General features: G+C 61.0%; 15 protein-coding genes. 5 read left to right on the forward strand and 10 right to left on the reverse strand.

All coding sequences use genetic code 11. The features are described 5' to 3' along the window. The first annotated feature begins 148 nt into the window (after positions 1 to 148). A complete protein-coding gene (gene dxs, locus LIX91_RS23875) occupies positions 149 to 2,041 on the forward strand; it encodes a 1-deoxy-D-xylulose-5-phosphate synthase (protein ID WP_003414517.1) in 1,893 nt (630 codons plus the stop codon). A gap of 72 nt (positions 2,042 to 2,113) precedes the next feature. Then, complete coding sequence (locus LIX91_RS23880; protein ID WP_003414515.1) at positions 2,114 to 3,328, forward strand: AGE family epimerase/isomerase; 1,215 nt, start codon at positions 2,114 to 2,116, stop codon at positions 3,326 to 3,328. 36 nt (positions 3,329 to 3,364) lie between these two features. Here the strand turns inward: LIX91_RS23880 and LIX91_RS23885 are convergent, their stop codons facing one another. The 6 genes from LIX91_RS23885 to LIX91_RS23910 all read right to left on the reverse strand — a co-directional run bounded on the left by LIX91_RS23885 (position 3,365) and on the right by LIX91_RS23910 (position 9,963). Then, positions 3,365 to 4,129, reverse strand: coding sequence for an SDR family oxidoreductase (locus LIX91_RS23885; protein WP_003317227.1), 765 nt, complete (start codon positions 4,127 to 4,129; stop codon positions 3,365 to 3,367). A 720-nt stretch (positions 4,130 to 4,849) separates the two neighbouring features. Then, positions 4,850 to 5,566 (reverse strand): ABC transporter ATP-binding protein, encoded by a 717-nt coding sequence (locus LIX91_RS23890; RefSeq protein WP_003317226.1) that lies wholly within the window; start codon positions 5,564 to 5,566, stop codon positions 4,850 to 4,852. Continuing rightward, positions 5,563 to 6,438 (reverse strand): ABC transporter ATP-binding protein, encoded by an 876-nt coding sequence (locus LIX91_RS23895; RefSeq protein ID WP_003317225.1) that lies wholly within the window; start codon positions 6,436 to 6,438, stop codon positions 5,563 to 5,565. Before LIX91_RS23895 ends, LIX91_RS23890 begins: the two co-directional genes overlap by 4 nt. Further along, a complete protein-coding gene (gene livM, locus LIX91_RS23900; protein ID WP_100072777.1) occupies positions 6,435 to 7,748 on the reverse strand; it encodes a high-affinity branched-chain amino acid ABC transporter permease LivM in 1,314 nt (437 codons plus the stop codon). The genes LIX91_RS23895 and livM overlap by 4 nt, the downstream gene beginning before the upstream one ends. 2 nt (positions 7,749 to 7,750) lie before the next feature. After that, positions 7,751 to 8,665, reverse strand: a complete 915-nt coding sequence (locus tag LIX91_RS23905; protein WP_003317221.1) for an ABC transporter permease subunit — start codon at positions 8,663 to 8,665, stop codon at positions 7,751 to 7,753. Positions 8,666 to 8,826: 161 nt separating this feature from the next. Beyond that, positions 8,827 to 9,963 carry a branched-chain amino acid ABC transporter substrate-binding protein gene (locus LIX91_RS23910; protein ID WP_003414500.1) on the reverse strand — a complete coding sequence of 379 codons (1,137 nt, stop codon included), beginning with the start codon at positions 9,961 to 9,963 and terminating at the stop codon, positions 8,827 to 8,829. Between the two features lie 498 nt (positions 9,964 to 10,461). Between LIX91_RS23910 and LIX91_RS23915 the strand changes: the two genes are divergently transcribed. The 3 genes from LIX91_RS23915 to nadE all read left to right on the forward strand — a co-directional run bounded on the left by LIX91_RS23915 (position 10,462) and on the right by nadE (position 13,544). Continuing rightward, a complete protein-coding gene (locus LIX91_RS23915) occupies positions 10,462 to 11,367 on the forward strand; it encodes a LysR substrate-binding domain-containing protein (protein ID WP_003393513.1) in 906 nt (301 codons plus the stop codon). A 99-nt stretch (positions 11,368 to 11,466) separates the two neighbouring features. Continuing rightward, positions 11,467 to 12,690 (forward strand): nicotinate phosphoribosyltransferase, encoded by a 1,224-nt coding sequence (pncB, locus tag LIX91_RS23920; RefSeq protein WP_003393514.1) that lies wholly within the window; start codon positions 11,467 to 11,469, stop codon positions 12,688 to 12,690. 26 nt (positions 12,691 to 12,716) lie between these two features. Continuing rightward, positions 12,717 to 13,544, forward strand: a complete 828-nt coding sequence (gene nadE / locus LIX91_RS23925; protein ID WP_003414496.1) for an ammonia-dependent NAD(+) synthetase — start codon at positions 12,717 to 12,719, stop codon at positions 13,542 to 13,544. Between the two features lie 198 nt (positions 13,545 to 13,742). Here the strand turns inward: nadE and azu are convergent, their stop codons facing one another. From azu to LIX91_RS23945, 4 genes are all read right to left on the reverse strand, one after another. Then, positions 13,743 to 14,189 (reverse strand): azurin, encoded by a 447-nt coding sequence (azu, locus tag LIX91_RS23930; protein WP_003414493.1) that lies wholly within the window; start codon positions 14,187 to 14,189, stop codon positions 13,743 to 13,745. Positions 14,190 to 14,341: 152 nt separating this feature from the next. Next, positions 14,342 to 15,235 (reverse strand): transglutaminase N-terminal domain-containing protein, encoded by an 894-nt coding sequence (locus LIX91_RS23935; RefSeq protein ID WP_046236082.1) that lies wholly within the window; start codon positions 15,233 to 15,235, stop codon positions 14,342 to 14,344. Beyond that, on the reverse strand, positions 15,235 to 17,730 hold the full coding sequence (locus tag LIX91_RS23940) for a circularly permuted type 2 ATP-grasp protein (protein ID WP_003414488.1): 2,496 nt from the start codon (positions 17,728 to 17,730) through the stop codon (positions 15,235 to 15,237). The genes LIX91_RS23935 and LIX91_RS23940 overlap by 1 nt, the downstream gene beginning before the upstream one ends. A gap of 89 nt (positions 17,731 to 17,819) precedes the next feature. After that, complete coding sequence (locus LIX91_RS23945; protein WP_226489299.1) at positions 17,820 to 21,098, reverse strand: DUF2126 domain-containing protein; 3,279 nt, start codon at positions 21,096 to 21,098, stop codon at positions 17,820 to 17,822. Positions 21,099 to 21,422: the final 324 nt, after the last annotated feature.

Below are 21,422 nucleotides of genomic sequence, written 5' to 3' on the forward strand. Positions count from 1 at the left end.
ACCGGAAAATCCGCTGAATCAACCACGCTTTATCGTGGTCTCAGTCATTACACATGTCAGTCGGCAGATCATCCGCCGACTCACTTCATGGGCAGCGTACGATGCATAAGGTAAACTGCCGCCTCTTTTACTTATAACGATTCGCCTGATGCCCACGACGTTCAAAGAGATCCCACGCGAGCGCCCGGTCACGCCGTTGCTCGACCGAGCCGATACCCCGCACGGCCTGCGCCGTCTGGGCGAAGCCGAGCTGGAAACCCTGGCCGATGAGCTGCGCCTGGAATTGCTGTATTCCGTTGGCCAGACCGGAGGGCATTTTGGTGCCGGTCTCGGGGTCATCGAGCTGACCATCGCGCTGCATTACGTTTTCGACACCCCGGACGACCGTCTGGTGTGGGACGTGGGTCATCAAGCCTATCCGCACAAGATCCTCACCGGCCGTCGTGCGCGCATGTCCACCCTGCGCCAGAAGGACGGGGTTGCGGCCTTTCCGCGTCGCAGCGAAAGCGAGTACGACACCTTTGGTGTCGGGCACTCCAGCACCTCGATCAGCGCCGCGCTGGGCATGGCGATTGCCTCGCGCCTGCAGGGCAGCGAGCGCAAATCGATTGCCGTGATCGGCGACGGAGCGCTGACTGCCGGTATGGCCTTCGAAGCGCTGAACCACGCGCCGGAAGTAGCCGCCGACATGCTGGTGATCCTCAACGACAACGACATGTCGATCTCGCGCAATGTCGGCGGGCTGTCGAATTACCTGGCCAAGATTCTTTCCAGCCGCACCTACAGCAGCATGCGTGAAGGCAGCAAGAAGGTGCTTTCGCGCCTTCCCGGTGCCTGGGAAATCGCGCGGCGCACCGAGGAGTACGCCAAAGGCATGCTGGTCCCGGGCACGCTCTTCGAAGAGCTGGGCTGGAACTATATCGGTCCTATCGACGGCCACGACCTGCCGACCCTGATCGCCACCCTGCGCAACATGCGTGACCTGAAAGGCCCGCAGTTTCTGCATGTGGTGACCAAAAAGGGCAAGGGTTTCGAGCCGGCCGAAGTCGATCCGATCGGCTATCACGCCATCACCAAGCTCGAGCCGCTGAATGCGCCTGCCGCGCAGAAAAAGATCAGCGCACCGAAATACTCCGGCGTGTTCGGCCAGTGGATCTGTGACATGGCCGACGCTGACGCACGGCTGGTCGGCATCACGCCCGCGATGAAGGAAGGTTCGGACCTGGTCGCGTTCAGCGAACGCTTCCCCGAGCGTTACTTCGACGTGGCCATCGCCGAACAACACGCAGTGACCCTGGCAGCCGGTATGGCCTGCGAAGGCAGCAAGCCGGTGGTGGCGATCTATTCGACCTTCCTGCAGCGTGGTTACGATCAGCTGATCCACGACGTCGCTGTACAGAACCTCGACGTGCTGTTCGCCATCGACCGCGCCGGACTGGTAGGCGAAGACGGCCCGACTCACGCAGGCAGCTTCGACCTCTCCTACCTGCGCTGCATCCCCGGCATGCTGGTGATGACGCCTAGCGATGAAAACGAACTGCGCAAGCTGCTCAGCACCGGTTACCTGCATACCGGCCCTGCGGCAGTACGCTACCCACGCGGCACCGGCCCTAATGCGGTGATCGAGGCCAATCTTGAACCGGTCGAGATCGGCAAGGGCGTTGTGCGGCGTCAAGGCCAGGGCGTTGCGATACTGGCGTTCGGCGTGCAACTGGCCGAGGCGTTGGTGGTGGCCGAGAAGCTCGACGCAACAGTGATCGACATGCGCTTCGTCAAACCAATGGACGAAGCCTTGGTGAGCGAAGCTGCCGCCAATCACGAGTTGCTGGTCACACTGGAAGAAAACGCCGTCATGGGCGGCGCCGGTGCTGCGGTCAGCGAGTTCCTGGCACGCGCCAATATCCTCAAGTCGGTATTGCACCTGGGCCTGCCGGATGTCTACGTCGAGCACGCCAAGCCTGCGCAGATGCTCACCGAGTGCGGCCTGGATGCCCAAGGGATCGAAGCCGCGATCAACGAGCGACTGGCGCTGATTGGCTGACTGCCAGAGGTTCCTCACGCGCCTGGCGTGAGGAACGATCATCACCCGTCTTCGTGCAGCAATCCTGATAACATGCTGCGCACTTCGACACTGCCGCGATGCCAGCCGATGCCTCATGTGACCCGCTCCGCCTCCACGCCTGAATTGACCTCGTTGTTCGCCGCCTTGCAGCAGCACTTCATGCAGGTCGTCGTTCCGCTGTGGCAGGGTCCTGGGTGGAACGCGAAACTGGCATTGCCCTACGAAGCACTCGACGCGAGTGATCAACCGTTGCCGCCGCAACGCTATCGCGCCATGGCATGTGCGCGTCAGCTGTTTCTGTTTTCCAGCCTCATCGGTCACGCACAAGTGCCGGGGGCACGGGCGCGGGCCGGCGAATTGTTCCGTTCTCTGCAACAGCACTTCCACGATGCCGAGCATGGCGGCTGGTTCTACAGCATCGATCCACAGGGCAAGCCGCTGGATCGCCGCAAGGACCTCTACACCCACGCCTTCATTATTTTTGCCTGCGCGCATTACTGGGCGAAAGTGCAGGACCCGCTGGCAGAGTCGGTGCTCAACGCAGCGCTTAACGTTGTGGCAGAACGCTTTGCCGACGACGGCGGGCTGTACGAGGCGCAGCTCGATGAAGACTGGTCGGTATTGGGCACCGGACCGCTGCAAAACCCCTTGATGCACCTGGCAGAGGCCTTTCTGGCCACCCTGTCGGTGCGTGCCGACCCTGCCACGCAGGCGGCACTGGACGCGCTGGTTATCCACATGCAACGCCGTTTCGTCGATACGGCAACCGGCGTGATGCTGGAGAAGCCTCTGGGCGCTGTGGATAACTGGTACGAGCCAGGTCATCAGTTCGAATGGTTCTTCCTGCTGCAATCGTCGCCGGAACTGCACGGGCGCGAGCTGCATGAATCCATGACCCGCGCGTTCGCCTACGCCCAGGCGCAGGGCGTCGATCCACACAGCGGGGCGGTGACGGCGATGCTGGCGCTCGAGGGTACGGTGCGCGATGCCACCCAGCGTATCTGGGCCCAGGCGGAATACTTGCGGGCCATGGCCCTGCGCCCGGACTGCGAAGCGGCCTTGACTCAGCAACTGTCGGCCTTCGAGCAGCGCTTTCTGCATGCCAGGGGCTGGAACGAGTGCGTCGAGCCCGATGGCAGGGTCAGCCGTAGCGACATGCCGTCGACCACGCCCTACCACTTGGCCACTTGCTACATCGGCCTGGCGGATTTCGTCGAAAATCGCTTCGTCAGCGCATTCCCGCCGCCAACGCCGGCAGACAGCTGATCGGGCCGCAGCTGCGCGGCCCGATCAGCACGTCAATCAACCGCGGTTGCGGTCAATCGCAAAGCCGGCCCAGGTCTGGCTGACAGGCATCAGTTCCAGGCTGTTGATGTTGACGTGGGCTGGTGTGTTCATGATCCAGAAGATGGTGTCGGCGATGTCCTGAGGCTGAATCGGCTCGGCACCTGCGTAGGTGGCGTCGTACTTGGCCTGATCACCACCGAAACGTACCAGCGAAAACTCGCTCTCGCACAGCCCCGGCTCAAGGTTGGTGACGCGCACGCCGGTGCCGATCAGATCGTTGCGCAGGTTCAGCGAGAACTGCCCGACAAAGGCCTTGGTGCCACCGTAGACGTTACCGCCCGGATACGGGTAGTTACCGGCGACCGAACCCAGGTTGACGATGCTCGCGCCGCGACCATGCGCGATCAGGCGTGGCAGCAGCAGACGCGTGGTGTAGACCAGACCTTTGACGTTGGTATCGATCATGGTGTCCCAGTCATCCAGATCGCACTTGGGTGCAGGATCGATTCCCAGCGCCAGGCCGGCATTGTTGATCAGCCCGCGAATGCTGCCGAACTCTTCAGGCAAACCTGCAATGCCGCTCTCCATCGCCTTGCGGTCACGCACATCCAGCACCAGCGTATGCACCTTGGTCTGCTTCGACAGCTCGGCGCTCAGGGCGTCAAGGCGGTCCTTGCGTCGACCGGTCAGCACCAGCGACCAGCCTGCCTCGGCGAAACGGCGGGCACACGCCTCGCCAAAACCGGAAGTGGCGCCCGTGATGAATACAGTGGAAGTCATTTCATTCTCCTGACATGGCGCACAAACGGCGCTGCCTGTTAATAAGTTTCTGGCAAGGGCAGCAGAATGCCCGTCAGCGGGACATCGATGCAACAACCCAGTGTATTTGTACAAAAAACAACCAACCCGGAGCGAGCCTTGCGCTACGGGCCTCACAGGCACTTTTGCCCACCTTATCCACAGTCAGACCCACAATCTCTGGGGGCAAGTCAGTAACGCTGAACATCACGTGTTTCGGGGCCTGCAGCGTATCAGGCGAAGTTTTTCCCTTGACTTTGCCCGACACTGCCAAGAGGGTTGAAAGCGTCAGAAAACGGTGATGGCCTGTAGCCCAGACCCTATAACGTCCGGGGCAGTCTTTCCAAGGCTTGTTAACAGACTTATCCACAGGCTGTTCGCCTGTAAAACCTGTATGAACGACCAGCCCCAATACAGTTGACAAATGCCCCATAAAGCCGGCCGAAAACCTCTGTACGAAATTTAACCACTCTTCTACAGGCCTTACGCATAAAGGCCTGCAGGTAAATACTCCCAAGTTATTAACAGCCGGTTCCACAGTAAACCTGAACAAGTCAAAACGGTGACAAAACAACCATTTGCAGCGGTTTTATGTCGCACTTATCAGGCGCGCCAAAATTGTTTTCCACAATTGCATACGACCGCGCCCCGGATGTTTGAGCATCCGGGGCGCGCGAAGAAAACGGCAGGGTTTTGACGAACTCAATGCCCGCCCAGATAAGCGTTCCTTACCTCTTCATTTACCAGCAATTCCTTCCCGGTGCCGGACAGGCGGATCTCGCCATTGACCATGACATAGGCGCGGTCGGACAGCTTGAGCGCATGGTTGGCGTTCTGCTCGACCAGGAATATCGTCATGCCCGTGGCTGCCAGTTCACGCAGGGTAGAGAAGATCTGTTTGACGATGATCGGGGCCAAACCCAGGCTTGGCTCATCGAGCAGCAGCAGTTTCGGACGACTCATCAGCGCGCGGGCGATGGCGAGCATTTGCTGCTCGCCTCCGGACATGGTCATGGCGCGCTGATTGCGGCGTTCCTTGAGCCTGGGGAACAGCTCGAACATGCGCTGCATGTCTTCGGCCGAATGCTTGTCGCCAATCGGAATGGTGCCCATCATCAGGTTTTCTTCGACCGACATGTCGGGAAAGACCCGCCGCCCTTCCGGCGACTGCGCAATGCCGTTGGAGGCGATGTAATGCGAGGACTTCTGGGTGATGTCGGTGCCCTGATAGATGATCTGCCCGCTGGCCGCGCGCGGCTGACCGAAGATCGACATCAGCAGCGTGGACTTGCCCGCGCCGTTGGAGCCGATCAGGCTCACCGTTTCACCCTCATTGATGTGCAGCGAGACTTTCTTCAGGGCCTGAATCGGCCCGTAAAACACATCGATCTCTTTCAGTTCGAGGATCGGCTTGCTCATACCAGCTCCTCTTCATCAGCGCCCAGATACGCAGCGATCACCTTAGGATCGTTACGGATCTGTTCCGGCCCGCCCATCGCAATCACGTTGCCATGGTCGAGCACCACAATATCGTCGGAAATCCCCATGACCATGCCCATGTCGTGCTCGATCAGCACGATGGTCATGTCGTGCTCGTCACGCAGCAGGCGGATCATGCCGCTGAGTGCCTCGGTTTCCTGCGGGTTGAGACCGGCAGCAGGCTCATCCAGGCAGATCACCTGCGGCCGCGTGCACATGGCTCGCGCAATCTCCAGACGGCGTTGCTGCCCGTAGGACAACTCGCCAGCCAGACGGTTGGCGCAGTCCACCAGATCGACCACCTCCAGCCAGTAGAACGCGGTATTCAGCGCGTCCTCTTCGGCCTTGCGATAGCCCCTGGTATTCAGAATCCCGCTGATCAGGCTGCGGTTGACCCACATGTGCTGGGCGACCAGCAGGTTTTCGACCACCGACATTTCCTTGAACAGACGAATGTTCTGGAACGTGCGCGCCAGCCCTGCCCTGTTGACCAGATGGGTGCCGCCGAACATCTTGTAGTACACCCGGCTGAGGAAGCTTTTTGGCGACACGAAGTCGGTCGCCTGGAACGGTTCGCCCAACAGCCTGATCACGTTGGTGGTCTTGCCACGGGTGTGCAGCTCGATGCGTCCGCCAGTGGCCTTGTAGAAACCGGTCAGGCAGTTGAAGACCGTGGTCTTGCCCGCACCGTTGGGGCCGATCAGGGCGAAGATCGAATTGCGACGGACCTTGAGGCTGACGTCGCTGAGGGCCTTGATGCCGCCAAAGTGCATCATCAGGTGCTCGACGGAGAGAATCACTTCAGTGCTCATCGCGCAGCCCTCTCTGTCACCAGCGCGCCTTTGCGCGGTTGCACCCCGGTGCGGCTGATGCGAATCAGGCCGCGTGGTCGCCAGATCATCATCAGCACCATGAGAATCCCGAACAGCAGCACGCGGTACTCGGAGAAGCTGCGCAGCAGCTCAGGCGCAACGGTCAGCACGAACGCGGCGATCACTACACCGACGGTCGAGCCCATGCCGCCCAGCACCACAATCGCCAGAATCAGCGCCGACTCGAAAAAGGTGAACGAGGTCGGGTTGACGAAGCCCTGGTAGCTGGCAAAAAACACCCCGGCAAGGCCTGCGGTCGATGCGCCAATCGTGAACGCCGACAGTTTGACCAGCACGTGATTGAGGCCCATCGAACGACAGGCGATCTCGTCTTCGCGCAAGGCTTCCCAGGCACGCCCGATCGGCATGCGGGTCAGGCGATGCTTGATGAACAACACCGCCAGCACGACGAGGAACAGCACGGCGTAGATGAAGATGAATTTCAGGTCCGGGTTGTAATCGAAGCCGAAATATTCATGGATCGGCACCCCGCCATCCTTGGCGCGTCGGCCGAATTCCAGCCCGAGGAAGGTGGGCGCGGGCACCGGCACACCGTTCGGACCGCCGGTGAACGACAGCCAGTTGTTCAGCACCAGGCGAATGATCTCGCCGAACCCGAGGGTCACGATGGCCAGATAGTCGCCATGCATGCGCAGCACCGGGAAGCCGAGAATGCATCCGGCCAGCGCCGCCGCAATCGCCGCCAGCGGTAAAGCCGACCAGAAGCCCAGACCCAGATACTGATAGCCCAGCGCCAGACCATAAGCACCGATGGCGTAAAACGCCACGTAGCCAAGGTCGAGCAGCCCCGCCAGACCGACCACGATGTTCAGACCCAGGCCCAGCAGCACGTAGATCAGGCCGAGGATGACCACGGTCAGAATGTACTTGTTGGCGAAGATCGGGAACACGATGGCAATCACGATCAGCAGCGGAATGATCCAGTACAGGCTCGATCGATGATCCGGTTTGAGCACATGCACGCCGGAGTCGGAGCTTTCGAAACTCTGGGAAACACGCAGGCCTCTGGGTGTTTGCAGAAACAGACTGATCAGAAAGCGACCGATCATGACCACGCCCACCAGCCAGGCCACGCGGGTCGGCTGCAGGTTGAAGCTGTAGCCATCGAGCACGATCCCGACGATGGGGCCGAACACGATCAGCGCCAGCAACCCGGCAACCACGGCATCGATCAGACTCTTCTTGATTTCAACAGGCTTGGAAACAGGAACAGCAACAGGAGCGGACATACTTATACCTTCGCCACGAGTGGGCGACCCAGCAGGCCTTGGGGACGGAAAATCAGGATCAGCACCAGCAGGCCGAAACTGAACACGTCTTTGTAATCGGAGTTGATCAGACCGGAGAACTGCGACTCGGCAACCCCCAGGATCAAACCGCCCAGCATGGCACCCGGCAACGAACCGATCCCGCCCAGCACGGCCGCAGTAAACGCCTTGATGCCGATGATGAAGCCGGCATAGAAGTCGAACGTGCCGTAATTCATGGTGATCAGCACACCGGCCAGCGCAGCCATGGCAGCGCCGATGATGAACACATAGGAAATGACCCGGTCGGTGTTGATGCCGAGGATCGAGGCCATCTTGCGGTCTTGCTGCGTGGCCCGGCACATGCGGCCAAGCTTGGTGTACTTGATGATGTAGGTCAGCACGCCCATGCCGACGAAGGCGGCAATGAGGATGAAGATCTTGGTGTAGGTGATCTGCACGAAGCCGCTGCCGACTTCAAAGCGCCACGCACCTTCGAGCAGCGTCGGCACGCCTTGCTGGCGCGCGCCCTGGCTGATCTGCGCGTAGTTCTGCAGGATCAGGGAAATGCCGATGGCGCTGATCAGCGGCGCCAGACGGGTCGAGTTGCGCAGTGGCTTGTACGCCACACGCTCGATGACGAAGCCGTAAACGCCAGTGACCACAATGGTGAAGATCAGCGTACCGAGAATCAGGAACGGAAAGGATTCCACTCCGAAGAAAGACAGAACCGCAAGGCCGATGGCGGCCAGGTAGGCAGAAATCATGTACACGTCGCCATGGGCGAAGTTAATCATGCCGATGATGCCGTAGACCATCGTATAGCCGATGGCGATGAGGCCGTAGACAGACCCGAGAGTGAGTCCGTTGACCATTTGTTGCAGGAAGATTCCATCCATCACGCACGCTCACACAAAAAGGCAGCTCAGCACCCCGTCAGTCACACCCTCGTGAGGCATGACCGACAGGTCCGAAAACGATAAAAGAGATGCAGGCTCGCTCCTGGGCGAGCCCATCATCGGGTCAGCGCCTGACGCGCAGGGCCGACGCGAGGTTTATCTCACTTCTGCTTTTCGAGTTGCTTGTATTTGCCGGCGGCGTCCCACTGGTAAACCACGTAGTCGGAGACTTTCAGGTCACCCTTGGCATCCCAGGCTTTTTCACCCATGACGGTCTTGACCGGGTTGGCCTTGAGCCAGACGGCGGCTGCGTCCCCCTTGTTGGACTTGGCACCATTGAAACCGGCCGCCAGGGCCTGTACCGAAGCGTACGCGTAGAGGGTGTAGCCTTCAGGCTCGTAACCGGCCTTGCGGAACTGGTCTACGACAGCCTTGCTGTCCGGCAATGCGCGCGGGTCAGCGCCGAAGGTCATGTACACGCCATCGACGTACTGTGCGCCACCTGCAGTGGTCACCAACTCGTCGGTCACGACACCATCATCGGACATGAACTTGACGTCCTTGAGGCCTTGCTCGCGCATCTGCCGAACCAGTGGACCGGCTTCCGGGTGCAGACCGCCGAAGTACACGACGTCAGCGCCCACCGAACGAATCTTCGTCACCAGCGCACTGAAATCTTTCTCGCCACGGGTCAGACCCTCTTCGAGGATCGGCTTGACGCCACGCGCGGTCAGTTGCTTGGCCGTTGCGTCAGCGAGGCCCTTACCGTAAGTGTCCTTGTCGTTGATAACGGCGACTTTCTTGCCTTTGAGCACGTCGACGATGTAGTCGCCGGCAACGATACCCTGCTGGTCGTCCCGACCGCACATGCGGAACATCTCTTTCAGGCCACGTTCGGTCACGGCCGGGTTGGTCGAGCCTGGCGTAATGGCAATAACGCCAGCATCGCCGTAGATCTCCGAAGCAGGGATGGTCGACGACGAGCAGAAGTGACCGACTACACCAATCACTTTTTCCTGATCCACCAAGCGGTTCGCAACGGCGACGGCCTGTTTCGGCTCACAGGCGTCATCGCCCGCGACCAGTACGATTTTCTCCCCGTTGACACCACCTGCCGCATTGATCGCGTCGGCTGCTGCCTGCGCGCCCTTCATGTACTGCTGACCAAACGACGCATTCGCGCCGGTCATTGGGCCCGCTACGCCGATTTTCACGTCCGCCTGTGCAAACGAAGACACGCCCAATGCAGTAGCCACTGCCATTGCCAGAAAACCTTTCCTGTAAAACGTATGCGACATAAGTGGTGCTCCTGAGGATATTTTTTTAGTTGGCACTTTCATGATCGAACAGATACAGAGTTGCTCAGAGCAAGGCGCGTGCCATCGCTTTTTAGTTGAAGGAGATGTCGCATTTTTCGTGTCGATCCATCATGCAACGCCGCGCAACAGGGCACTCTGGTTGCTTCGAGCGCGCAAGGTGCAACCCCGGACGAGAAAAGAGCAACCCAAGCGCACTCGAGTAGCAACCAGCGCATGCCGTGATGGGCAACCCACCTGTAACAGCACACGTCACCGAATTGCACACGCCCGGTGCGCGAACGCTACGAGACGCACCATTTGAGGCTCGCGGATTAAACGCGACCTGCCGCAGCCATCGTCAGATCTGAAACGCGCGTCACGCGACGCCAGTAATAACGTCCCTGCATACGCCCGACAAACGACCTTTAAGCGAGATATCATTCCGATAATTCATATTGCTTACGCCAGCCCCTTCGCGCCGCAAACAGAGAAGTCATCATGCTGAACAAACGTCATCTGCCCTCGATAGCCGCATTGCAATGCTTTGAGGCAGTGACCCGGCACCTGAGCTTCACGCGCGCAGCAGAAGAACTCAACCTGACCCAGAGCGCTGTCAGCAAGCAGGTCGCGCAACTCGAAGAGCTGGTTCAGCACCTGCTGTTTCAGCGCGTGCGCCGCCGTCTGCAACTGACGCCAGCCGGGGCGCTGTACCTGGCCGAAGTGCGCAAGATCCTGACCCAGATCGAGATGTCCACCCACTTCCTGCGCTCCTATGGCGGAGAGACCGAAGTGCTGCGGGTGTCCACCCCGTCGACATTCGGCGCCCGCTGGCTGGTGCCGCGCCTCAAGGGCTGGCGCTTGCGTCACCCGCACATTCACCTGGACCTGATCAACGAGCAGGAGTCCGATGACCTGATCAAGGGCCGCTGCGACGTGTCGTTCTATTTCGGCCAGGCGGCCATGCCCGGTGCCGAAAGCGTGAAGTTGTTCGGCGAGGAACTGGTGCCGGTGTGCGCCCCCGAAAGCCTGCCCGACGAGCCGCTTGGCGACCCGACCCAACTGAGCGAGCTGGTCCTGCTGCAGAATGCCTTCCGCCCCGAAGCCTGGCATGAATGGTTCGAAAGCCAGGGCTATCACACCGACCACAGCTATCACGGGCCACGCTTTGAAACCTTCTATATGTGTATCCGCGCAGCCCAGGTCGGCTGCGGTGTTGCGCTGCTGCCGCGCTTTCTGGTCGAGGAGGAACTGGCCGAGGGCAAACTGGTGATTGCCTGGGATTACGCATTGCCCAGCACTAACAGCGCCTACTACCTGTCCTATCCGGAACACACCGCCGACGTGCCCAAAATCCGGGTTTTTCTACAGTGGATGCTGGAACAGTTGGATCAACCCCCCGCTTAAGGGCGACAATGCACACCCATCCGGCCGTGAGCCTTCCATGGTGACAGACAGGAAGTCACGCGCCCCACTTTATCCGGCTGCTCTGGAGAGCCTGATTCAATGAGCGAGAGCGCCTTTTCCAATCGCATCGTGCAAAGCCTGCTCGATACCGATTTCTACAAGCTGACCATGATGCAGGCCGTCCTGCACAACTACCCGAACGTGGACGTCGAGTGGGAGTTTCGTTGCCGCAACGGGGAGGACCTTCGCCCCTATCTGGATGAAATCAAGCACCAGATCGAGCTGCTGTGCGAGCTGTCGCTGAGCCCCGAACACCTGGCTTTTCTGGAGCGCATCACCTTCATCAAACCGGATTTCCTGCGCTTTCTCGGGCTGTTCCGCTTCAATACCCGCTACGTGAAAACCACCATCGAGAATGACGAACTGTGCATTCGCCTGCACGGACCGTGGCTGCACGTCATCCTGTTTGAAGTGCCGCTGCTGGCCATCGTCAGCGAAGTGCGCAACCGGCATCGTTACCCGGACACCCTGCTGAGTCAGGCGCGGAATCGTCTGTATGACAAGTTCGAGTGGCTGACCACGCATGCCACGACGGACGAACTGGCCGAGCTGAAAGTGGCAGACTTCGGCACGCGTCGGCGGTTTTCCTACCGCGTGCAGGAAGAAATGCTTGGCGTCCTGAAAAACGACTTCCCAGGTCAGTTCGTCGGCACCAGCAATGTGCATCTGGCCCGTCAGCTTGATCTGAAACCCTTGGGCACCATGGCCCACGAATGGATCATGGCGCATCAGCAGCTGGGACCGCGCCTGATCGACAGTCAGATTGCCGCGCTCGATTGCTGGGTCCGCGAATATCGCGGCCTGCTGGGGATCGCGCTGACCGACTGCATCACCACCGATGCTTTCCTGAACGACTTCGATCTGTACTTCGCCAAGCTGTTCGACGGTCTGCGCCATGATTCGGGCGACCCGGTGAAGTGGGCCGAAAAATGCATCTCGCATTACCAGAAGCTCGGTATCGACCCGATGAGCAAGACCCTGGTGTTTTCCGATGGGCTTAACCTGCCCAAGGCGCTCGATATCTTTCGTGCGTTGCGCGGACGCATCAATGTCAGCTTCGGGATCGGCACCAACCTGACGGCCGACATCCCCGGCATTGCGCCGATGAACATGGTATTGAAAATGACGGCGTGCGCCGGTCAGGCCGTGGCGAAAATCTCTGACGAACCCGGCAAGACGCAGTGCAAGGACCCGAACTTTGTCGCCTACCTGCGGCATGTGTTCAAGGTGCCGAATTTGCCGAGCCCGGAAAAACCCGCTTGAATTGTCCTATCTACGAGGAGTGAATCATGCACGCCGTACAGCGCCAGATTGCTGAACAGCTCAAGGTCCAGCCACCTTTCGCGGACCAGAACGCGCTGCAGGCCGAGGTCGCCCGCCGCGTCAACTTCATCAAGGAGTGCCTGCAGAACGCACGGCTCAAGACGCTGGTGCTCGGCATCAGCGGCGGGGTCGACTCGCTGACGTCCGGTCTGCTCGCCCAGCGTGCGGTCAAGGAACTGCGTGAAAGCACGGGTGACAACGCCTACCGTTTTATCGCGGTGCGTCTGCCTTATGTGGTGCAGGCCGATGAGCACGAAGCCCAGGCCTCTGTCGACTTCATCGAGCCGGACGAGCGCCATACCATCAACATCGGCAGCAGCGTCAAGGCCCTGGCCGCCGAGGTGAAGGCCTTCGACGGGCTTCCAGCGACCTCGGTGGACTTCGTGCTCGGCAACACCAAGGCGCGCATGCGCATGGTCGCGCAGTACACCGTCGCCGGTGCTTACCATGGGCTGGTGATCGGCACCGATCACGCGGCCGAAGCGGTGATGGGTTTCTTCACCAAGTTCGGCGACGGCGCATGCGACCTGGCACCGTTGAGCGGTCTGGTGAAAAACCAGGTACGCGCCATCGCCCGCCATTTCGGCGCACCGGAATCACTGGTCGAAAAAGTGCCGACTGCGGACCTGGAGGACTTGTCACCCGGCAAACCGGACGAAGCCTCGCACGGCGTGACCTACGCCGAGATCGACGCCTTCCTGCACGGCGAGCCGGTACGCGAGGAAGCCTTCCGGATCATTTGCGAAACCTACGCCAAGACCCAGCACAAACGCGAGTTGCCGTACGCGCCGTGAGTGATCTGCGCGGCACGGATTTGTGACGCTCATTGCTGGTTATCGTGCCGACGCTCTGCGTCGGCATGCAGTTCTGGACGCTCCGCGTCCGATCCTGAATGTGCGCAGCGGCTCAGATCTGTGACGCAGAGCGTCACGAACGGCACTCCCACGCGGAGCGTGAGGAACGATACTCTCAGACGCTCCGGAGACCTGTCGTTACTTCAGGGTCACAGCGCCTTTCATCATGCTGATGTGCCCGGGGAATGTGCAGAAGAACTGGTATTCCTGTGCCGGGTCGAGCTTCGACACGTCAAAGGTCACCGAATCCTTTTCGCCAGCGCCGATCACTTTGGTGTGGGCGATGACGCGGCTGTCGTCCGGCTTCAAATAGTCCTTGTCGATGCCCGCCGCCATGCCGTCGGTAACGATTGCCTGGGTGTCGGCTTTTTTGCCCAGCACCCAGTTATGGCCCATGACATTTTTCGGCAGGCTGCCGGAGTGAGTCAGGTTGACGGTGAATTCCTTGCAGCTCTTGTCGATCTCAATGGCTTTGGTGTCGTACATCATTTGATCGGTCGAATCGACTGTGACCGAGCACTCGGCAGCCAGCAATTGACCACTGGCCAACGACAACAGCGAAATCGCTAAAAGCTTGCGAATCATTTGAATCTCCAGGGCAGGACTTGATTAACGTAAAACTGATGTAAGAAGAGAGTGCCCGATCAGGGCCGGGGTTCCAAGAACGTGCGTCAAATGGTCCCGCGGACGCTCGCGAGAGAGCGCCCTTTTGAAGAACGATTCACGGGACCCGGTAATTAGCCGCTGACCGGCATCACCGTGACCCGCACCTCAGGATCATGCGTGCCGCCGCCCAGAATCACGCCACGCAACGGCGAGACATCGGAGAAATCGCGCCCCCAGGCCAGGCTGATGTGCTCCAGCGCAGGCTGCACATTGTTGGTGGGGTCAAAATCGACCCAGCCAGAGGCCGGGCAGAATACCGAGACCCAGGCGTGCGAGGCATCGGCACCGATCAGCCGGGGCTGGCCCGGCGGCGGCTGGGTGAGCAGATAGCCGCTCACATAGCGCGCTGCCAGGCCACGGGAGCGCAGACACGCCAGCATCAAATGGGCGAAGTCCTGACACACGCCCCGCCGCCGCTCCAGCACCTCCACCAGCGGCGTAGCGACCTGAGTGGCCTCTTCATCGAAGGTGAATTCCTCGAAAATCTTTTCCATCAACGCTTGTACGCACAGCAATAGCGGGCGGCCCGGCGGGAAACAGACCTGCGAGAACTCGACGAACGAGCGCTTCAGGTGAACGTAGGGAGATTCGAAGCGATAGCGGCAGGCCTCCAGAATGTCCTCGGTCATCGGCTTGGCGCTGTACGTCAGCGCACTGCGGGTCACTTCCCATTCCGGCGACAGATTGAAGTCCAGAAACGGCTTCTCCATCACCTCGATACGCAACCGCGCATTGACCTGCAACTCATCGTGCGGACGCTCGAAGGCCAGACGGGTCAGCGGGTTGCCGAACACATCCAGCTCATCGCGACGCGTAGTGGGTTCAGGAAGAATCTCCAGCGCCTGCTCGGTGCAACGCTGCCAGGGACTGCTGCGCGGCCACAGGTGCGCCAGTTGCTGGGCCAGCGAAACCGGGCTGTCGTACTTGTAATGCGTGTCATGGAAAATCTGGTAGGAAGCGCTCATCAGACAGACACCGTGCGTTGGCTGACATCATCGACGTGGGCAAAATGGCGCAACGCCAGGCGATCGGACGCCAGGCCACTGCTGTCGCCAATGCTCTGCAGCAAGTCCGCCAGCCCGTCGAGCACGGCATCGATACTGCTCTGGCCAAACAAAGGATTCTCCAGGCTGCCCAAATCGAACGCCGCAAGACGCTGCGCCAACACCGACAGGCTGCTGTCGCGTGGCGCATCGAACTCGTCGTTCAGGCGGCGCAACGAGCGCTGCACCAGCTTGAGCTGAAACAGCACCGCATGCGGGTTCTGCTCGTCGAGCAGCAACAGGTCCAGCACCGGAATCAGATGCGGCACCGCCATGTAGCGCGAGCGATAGGTGATGCTGCTGTTGCCCAGCTCCAGCAACCACTCCAGCCCGGCCCGCTCGAAAACCACCAGCCCGCGCAAAAACGCCGACAGACTGGTGCTGAGAAATTTCAGGCGCTCGATCCGTCGCCCGATCATCAGGAAGCTCCAGCCTTCATCGCGGGTCATGTCGTCCAGCGCAAAACCGGACAGCGCCGCCAACGACATCACCAGACGGTTGAGAAAATCCAGCAGCTCGCCAAAATCCGGCTCTTCGCTTTCCAGGCTCAAGGCTTCGCGCTGCAACTCGACCAGCGCCTGCCAGTTTTCCTTGGATAACTTGCCACGCACTTGCGAAGCGGCCCATTGCAGACGCTGCAAATTGGCCCGAAGGCTGAACGGCCACTCGTCGCCCATCAGCGCGACAAGCAGGCGATCCTTAAGCTCTTCGCCCTCCTGCGCCTCGGGCAGCATGCCCAGGCTCTCGGCCAGCGCAACGGCGGCTTGCAGCGCGAGAGGGTCATCATCGTCGACGTAGCGCGTCAGCATGATGCGCAGCAGGCGCGCACTGTCGTCACAGCGCTCGCAGTAACGTCCGAACCAGAACAGGTTTTCCACCACCCGTGACGGCAGATAAGGGTCGCGACGGATTAAGTCGTAGACACCCAGCTTACGCTGGCCCTTCCACGGTTCGCCGAGGTGCGAGCGCTCGCCCAGCACCCAGGTGTCTTTGCTCGCCCCGCCACGCTGCATCGATACCACGTCGGCGTCGGCTTCGGCGGCCACTCGGGTCAGGCCGCCCGGCAGCACACGATAGCCATCAAGGCTGGCCACTGCATACACCCGCATGCCGATGGCGCGCGGCTGCAAACCGGTGCCATCGGCCTGCAGCACCGGAGCATGGGACAATTGCGCCAGTTCCTGAGCGACATAGGCATAGGGCCGCGACTGCATGCGCTGGGCAAGTGCGAGGCGCTGTTCCTCATTCAGATCACGGCCGAACACCGGCGCGAAATGCTGTGAGGGGAACGCCGGCTTGATCAACAGATCCGGCAGTTTTTCCAGCGCCTGGGCCAGCACCGGCGGCTCTCCGCACCACCAGGTCGCCACCGAGGGCAGGATCAGATCCTCGCCGAACAGGTACTGACTGATTTTCGGCAAAAAGCCCAATAGCCCCGGGGACTCCAGCACACCACTGCCCAACGCGTTGGCGACCAGCACATTGCCCTGACGCACCGCCTCAAGCAGCCCTGGCACACCCAGCGCAGAGTCGGTACGCAATTCCAGAGGGTCGCAGAAGTCATCGTCCAGACGGCGCATGATGGCGTGAACCCGACGCAAGCCGCTGAGGGTTTTCAGGTAGACCGTGGCATCGCGCACCGTCAGATCGCCACCCTCGACCAGCGGATAGCCCAGTTGCCGCGCCAGGTACAAGTGCTCGAAGTAGCTTTCGTTGAAACGGCCCGGCGTCAGCAGGACGATCAGCGGCGCCTCGTTGCTGGTTGGCGCCTGACGGGCCAGTGTTTGCTGCAACGCGTCGAAGAAACCCGACAGGTGCCGGACCTGCAGGTCGCGATAGGTTTCCGGCAGGGCGCGCGCGACGCTTTGGCGGTTTTCCAGTGCATAACCGGCACCCGAAGGCGCCTGGGTACGGTCGGCAGTGACCCACCAGCGCCCGTCCGGGGTGCGCGCCAGGTCGACGGCGTACATGTGCAGGAACGTGTCTTCAGGGGGCTTCACGCCCTGACATGGCCAGAGAAAGTTGTTGTGGCCAAACACCAGTTCGGCGGGCAACAGGCCATTGGCGATCAGCGTCTGCGGGCCGTAAAGGTCCGCGAGCACTGCGTTGAGCAGCCGCGCACGCTGGGCAATCCCTGCCGCCACGTGCTGCCATTCATCCGCTGCAATGATGTGCGGCAACAGGTCCAGCTCCCACGGGCGGTCAGCGCCCTTGGGGTCGGCATACACGTTGTAGGTGACACCGTTTTCCTGAATCTGCCGGGTCAGCAGGGCTTGACGCTGGATCAGTTGCGCAGCGCTGCTGCGCCGCATGTGCTCGTACAGACGACGCCAGTGCGGGCGAACGGCTCCGTCGGCGTCGAGCATTTCGTGGTAAGTACCCTCGGACAGCGGGTAGTGGTCAAGCAGGTCGGGCATGGAAGGCTCGGCAGGCAACGTAAGGACTTCAGATTAGTGCAGTCAGATGTCACGTCCGTGTGCATCTGACGCACAGAGCCACTGTTTTTTTAATGCAGACGCATATCCAGCGTCATCGGCAGCTCGTCGTTAATGTTGAGCGACGGAACGTCCAGTTTGCCGGGGGTATGGCCGATGCGGAAGAAACGTGACAGGCGACGGCTTTCCGCTTCGTTGGCGTTGACCGGCAAGGTTTCGTAGTTACGGCCGCCCGGATGGGCGACATGATACTCGCAGCCGCCCAGCGAGCGGTGCATCCAGGTGTCGAGCAGATCGAAAACCAGCGGCGCATGCACGCCGATGGTCGGTTGCAGGCAGTTGGCCGGCTGCCAGGCGCGATAACGCACTCCGGCAACGAACTCACCGGCCCGTCCGGTCGGCTGCAGAGGCACTGCCACACCGTTACAGGTCAGCACGTAGCGCTGCGGCGGCAGCCCGCTGACATGCACTTGCAGACGCTCCAGCGATGAATCGACGTAGCGTACCGCGCCGCCGGCCGAGCCCTCTTCACCCAGCACATGCCAGGGCTCCAGCGCCTGACGCAGTTCCAGTTCGATACCGTTGACGGCGTAATCGCCCACTTTCGGAAAGCGGAATTCCAGGTGCGCAGAGAACCAGTCGGCCTGCACCGGGTAGCCCGCCGCGTTGAGGTCGGCGACCACATCGGCAAAATCCTGCTCGATGAAGTGCGGCAGCATGAAGCGGTCATGCAGTTGCGTGCCCCAGCGCGCCAGCTTCGCGGGTGCGTAGGGTTCACGCCAGAAGCGCGCCACCAGCGCGCGCAGCAGCAACTGCTGCGCCAGGCTCATGCGCGCATGCGGCGGCATCTCGAACGCACGCAGCTCCAGCAGCCCCAGACGTCCGGTCGCGCCATCGGGCGAGTAAAGCTTGTCGATGCAGAACTCGGCACGGTGGGTATTGCCGGTGACGTCGATCAGCAGGTTACGCAGCAGACGGTCCACCACCCACGGCGCAACCTCCTCGCCTGGCTTCGGCATCTGTGCAAAAGCGATTTCCATCTCGTAGAGCGAGTCGTTGCGCGCCTCGTCGATGCGCGGTGCCTGGGACGTCGGGCCGATGAACAGGCCGGAAAACAGGTACGACAGCGAAGGATGGTTGTGCCAGTAGCTGATCAGGCTGCGCAGCAGGTCCGGACGCCGCAGAAATGGCGAATCCGCCGGCGTCGCGCCGCCCAGCACGAAATGGTTGCCCCCGCCGGTGCCGGTGTGACGGCCGTCGATCATGAACTTCTCGGTGGTCAGACGCGTGAGGCGCGCCTGTTCATAGAGAAACTCGGTACGCTCAACCAGCTCGTCCCAGCTCGCCGAAGGCTGCACGTTGACCTCGATCACGCCAGGGTCCGGGGTGATCCGGAAATTGCACAGCCGCGGATCGCTTGGCGGCTCGTAGCCTTCCAGCAGGACCGGGCACTGCAGCTCTTCGGCGGTCGCTTCGATCACGGCCACCAGTTCAAGGTATTCCTCAAGCTTTTGCAGCGGCGGCATGAACAGGTACAGCCGCCCTTCGCGCGCTTCGGCACACAACGCCGTGCGGGTCAGCCAGTCAGCCGACTCATCGATCTTCGGCGCGCGCTCGGCGTCCGTGTCTGTGGACTTGAGCGCTGAGGTCAACGAGTCGCTATCGGCCAGTTCGGGGAAGTCCTGGTTATGGTCGGTCGGGTGAATGAACGGGTATTCCGCCGCCTTGACCCAAGGCTGCGACGCCAGTGGCAATCGATAGCCCAGCGCAGAATCCCCCGGCACCAGACGGCAATGCTCGTCACGCAGGTACCAGCGGCCACTCTGCCAGCTGTCACCGTCCGCGTTGCGAGCCAGCGGCAGGACCTGACCGATCATCTTGTCCAGCCCCTGGGCAAAGACCTTGCGCAGACGGGCACGCTCCAGCTCGTCGCCGAGTCGCGAATCTTCGGCCGTGACGTTGACCGGCAACGCACCTTCGCGCCACAAGTAGTAGAAATTGTCTTCGTAAGCCGGGAAAACGAAGCGCGCCGGCAGCTTCAGGCGCTCGGCAACACTGGCCAGAAAACGCCCCGCCAGTTCGCCGGTAGCGCCGTAGTCGCGGGTTTCATCGGCGATCAGCGCGTTGTTGCGCCACACCGGCTGGCCGTCCTTGCGCCAGAAGCAGTTCAGCGACCAGCGCGGCAACTGCTCACCCGGATACCATTTGCCTTGCCCGAAATGCACGATGCCCAGCGGCGCGTAATGCCCGCGCATGCGCTGGAACAGCTCGGCGGACAGCTCACGCTTGCGCGGCCCCAGCGCAGCGGTGTTCCATTCAGCGCCATCACGGTCGTCGATGGACACGAAGGTCGGCTCGCCGCCCATGGTCAGACGCACATCGTCGCGCAGCAGATCGGCGTCGATCTGTCGGCCAAGCGCCTGAATGTCCTGCCATTGCGCCTCGGTGTAAGGCTTGGTGACGCGTGGCGCCTCCCAGATGCGCTCGACAGACATTTCGTGGCTGAAGTCGGTTTCGCACGGCTCGACCAGACCACTGATCGGCGCTGCCGAGGAAGGCTCGGGGCTGCACGCCAGAGGAATGTGTCCTTCGCCAGCGAACAGACCGGAAGTGGCATCCAGCCCGACCCAGCCCGCGCCCGGCAGATAGACCTCGCACCACGCATGCAGGTCGGTGAAGTCGACATCCGTACCCGACGGCCCGTCGAGCGCCTCGACATCGGCCTTGAGCTGAATGAGGTAGCCCGACACGAACCGCGCCGCCATGCCCAGATGACGCAACAGCTGCACCAGCAGCCACGCGGAGTCACGGCACGAGCCCGATGCGTTTTCCAGGGTGAATTCCGGGGTCTGAACGCCCGGTTCCATGCGGATCAGGTAAGCGACGTCCTGGCTCAGGCGCTGGTTGAGGCCGACCAGAAAGTCGATGGCCGGAATCGGCTGGCGGCTGATGCTGTCCAGGTACGCCTGAAACCTCGGGGTCAGCGGCAGTTTTTCGAGGTACGGCGCCAGCTCGCGCTGCTCTTCGCTGGCGTAGGTGAACGGGATGTTCTCGGCGTAAGGTTCGAGGAAGAAGTCGAACGGATTGAACACCGCCATCTCGGCGACCAGATCGACTTCGACGCGGAATTCATCGGTCTTTTCCGGAAAGACCAGACGCGCGAGGTAATTGCCTTGAGGGTCCTGCTGCCAGTTGATGAAGTGGTTTTCAGGCAGGACTTTCAGCGAATACGACAGCACGCGTGTGCGGCTATGGGCGGCCGGGCGCAGGCGAACGATCTGAGGACCCAGTTCGACCGCGCGGTCGTAGCGATAGTGCGTGACATGGTGCAAGGCAATATGAATCGACACGGCGTGCCTCCTGCGAGCCTGAACGGTAATTGAGCCGCGCAAGACTTATGCCATCCGGTCAAAGTCGTGCGCCAACGAGAGTGGCATTCCCCGCCTGGACAGGCGCAGCACCAAAATCGTGCCAGCCGAAGCCAACGGTGCAAGGGTCGCACAGTAATAAGGCAGACAGTGTGGCAGAGGGATTGAGTGGGGGGTGAAGAATTGTGAAGGCGTTTGGATACGCATGCGGCGCGTTGCAGGTGTAAGACGCGCAGCTTCACCTAAGGCATTCCCACCCCGTGGGAGCGAGCTTGCTCGCGAAGGCGTCATCACTGAACCGCCGCT

It is taken from the genome of Pseudomonas sp. B20 (assembly GCF_020515755.1).
Taxonomy (GTDB): Bacteria; Pseudomonadota; Gammaproteobacteria; order Pseudomonadales; family Pseudomonadaceae; genus Aquipseudomonas; species Aquipseudomonas syringae.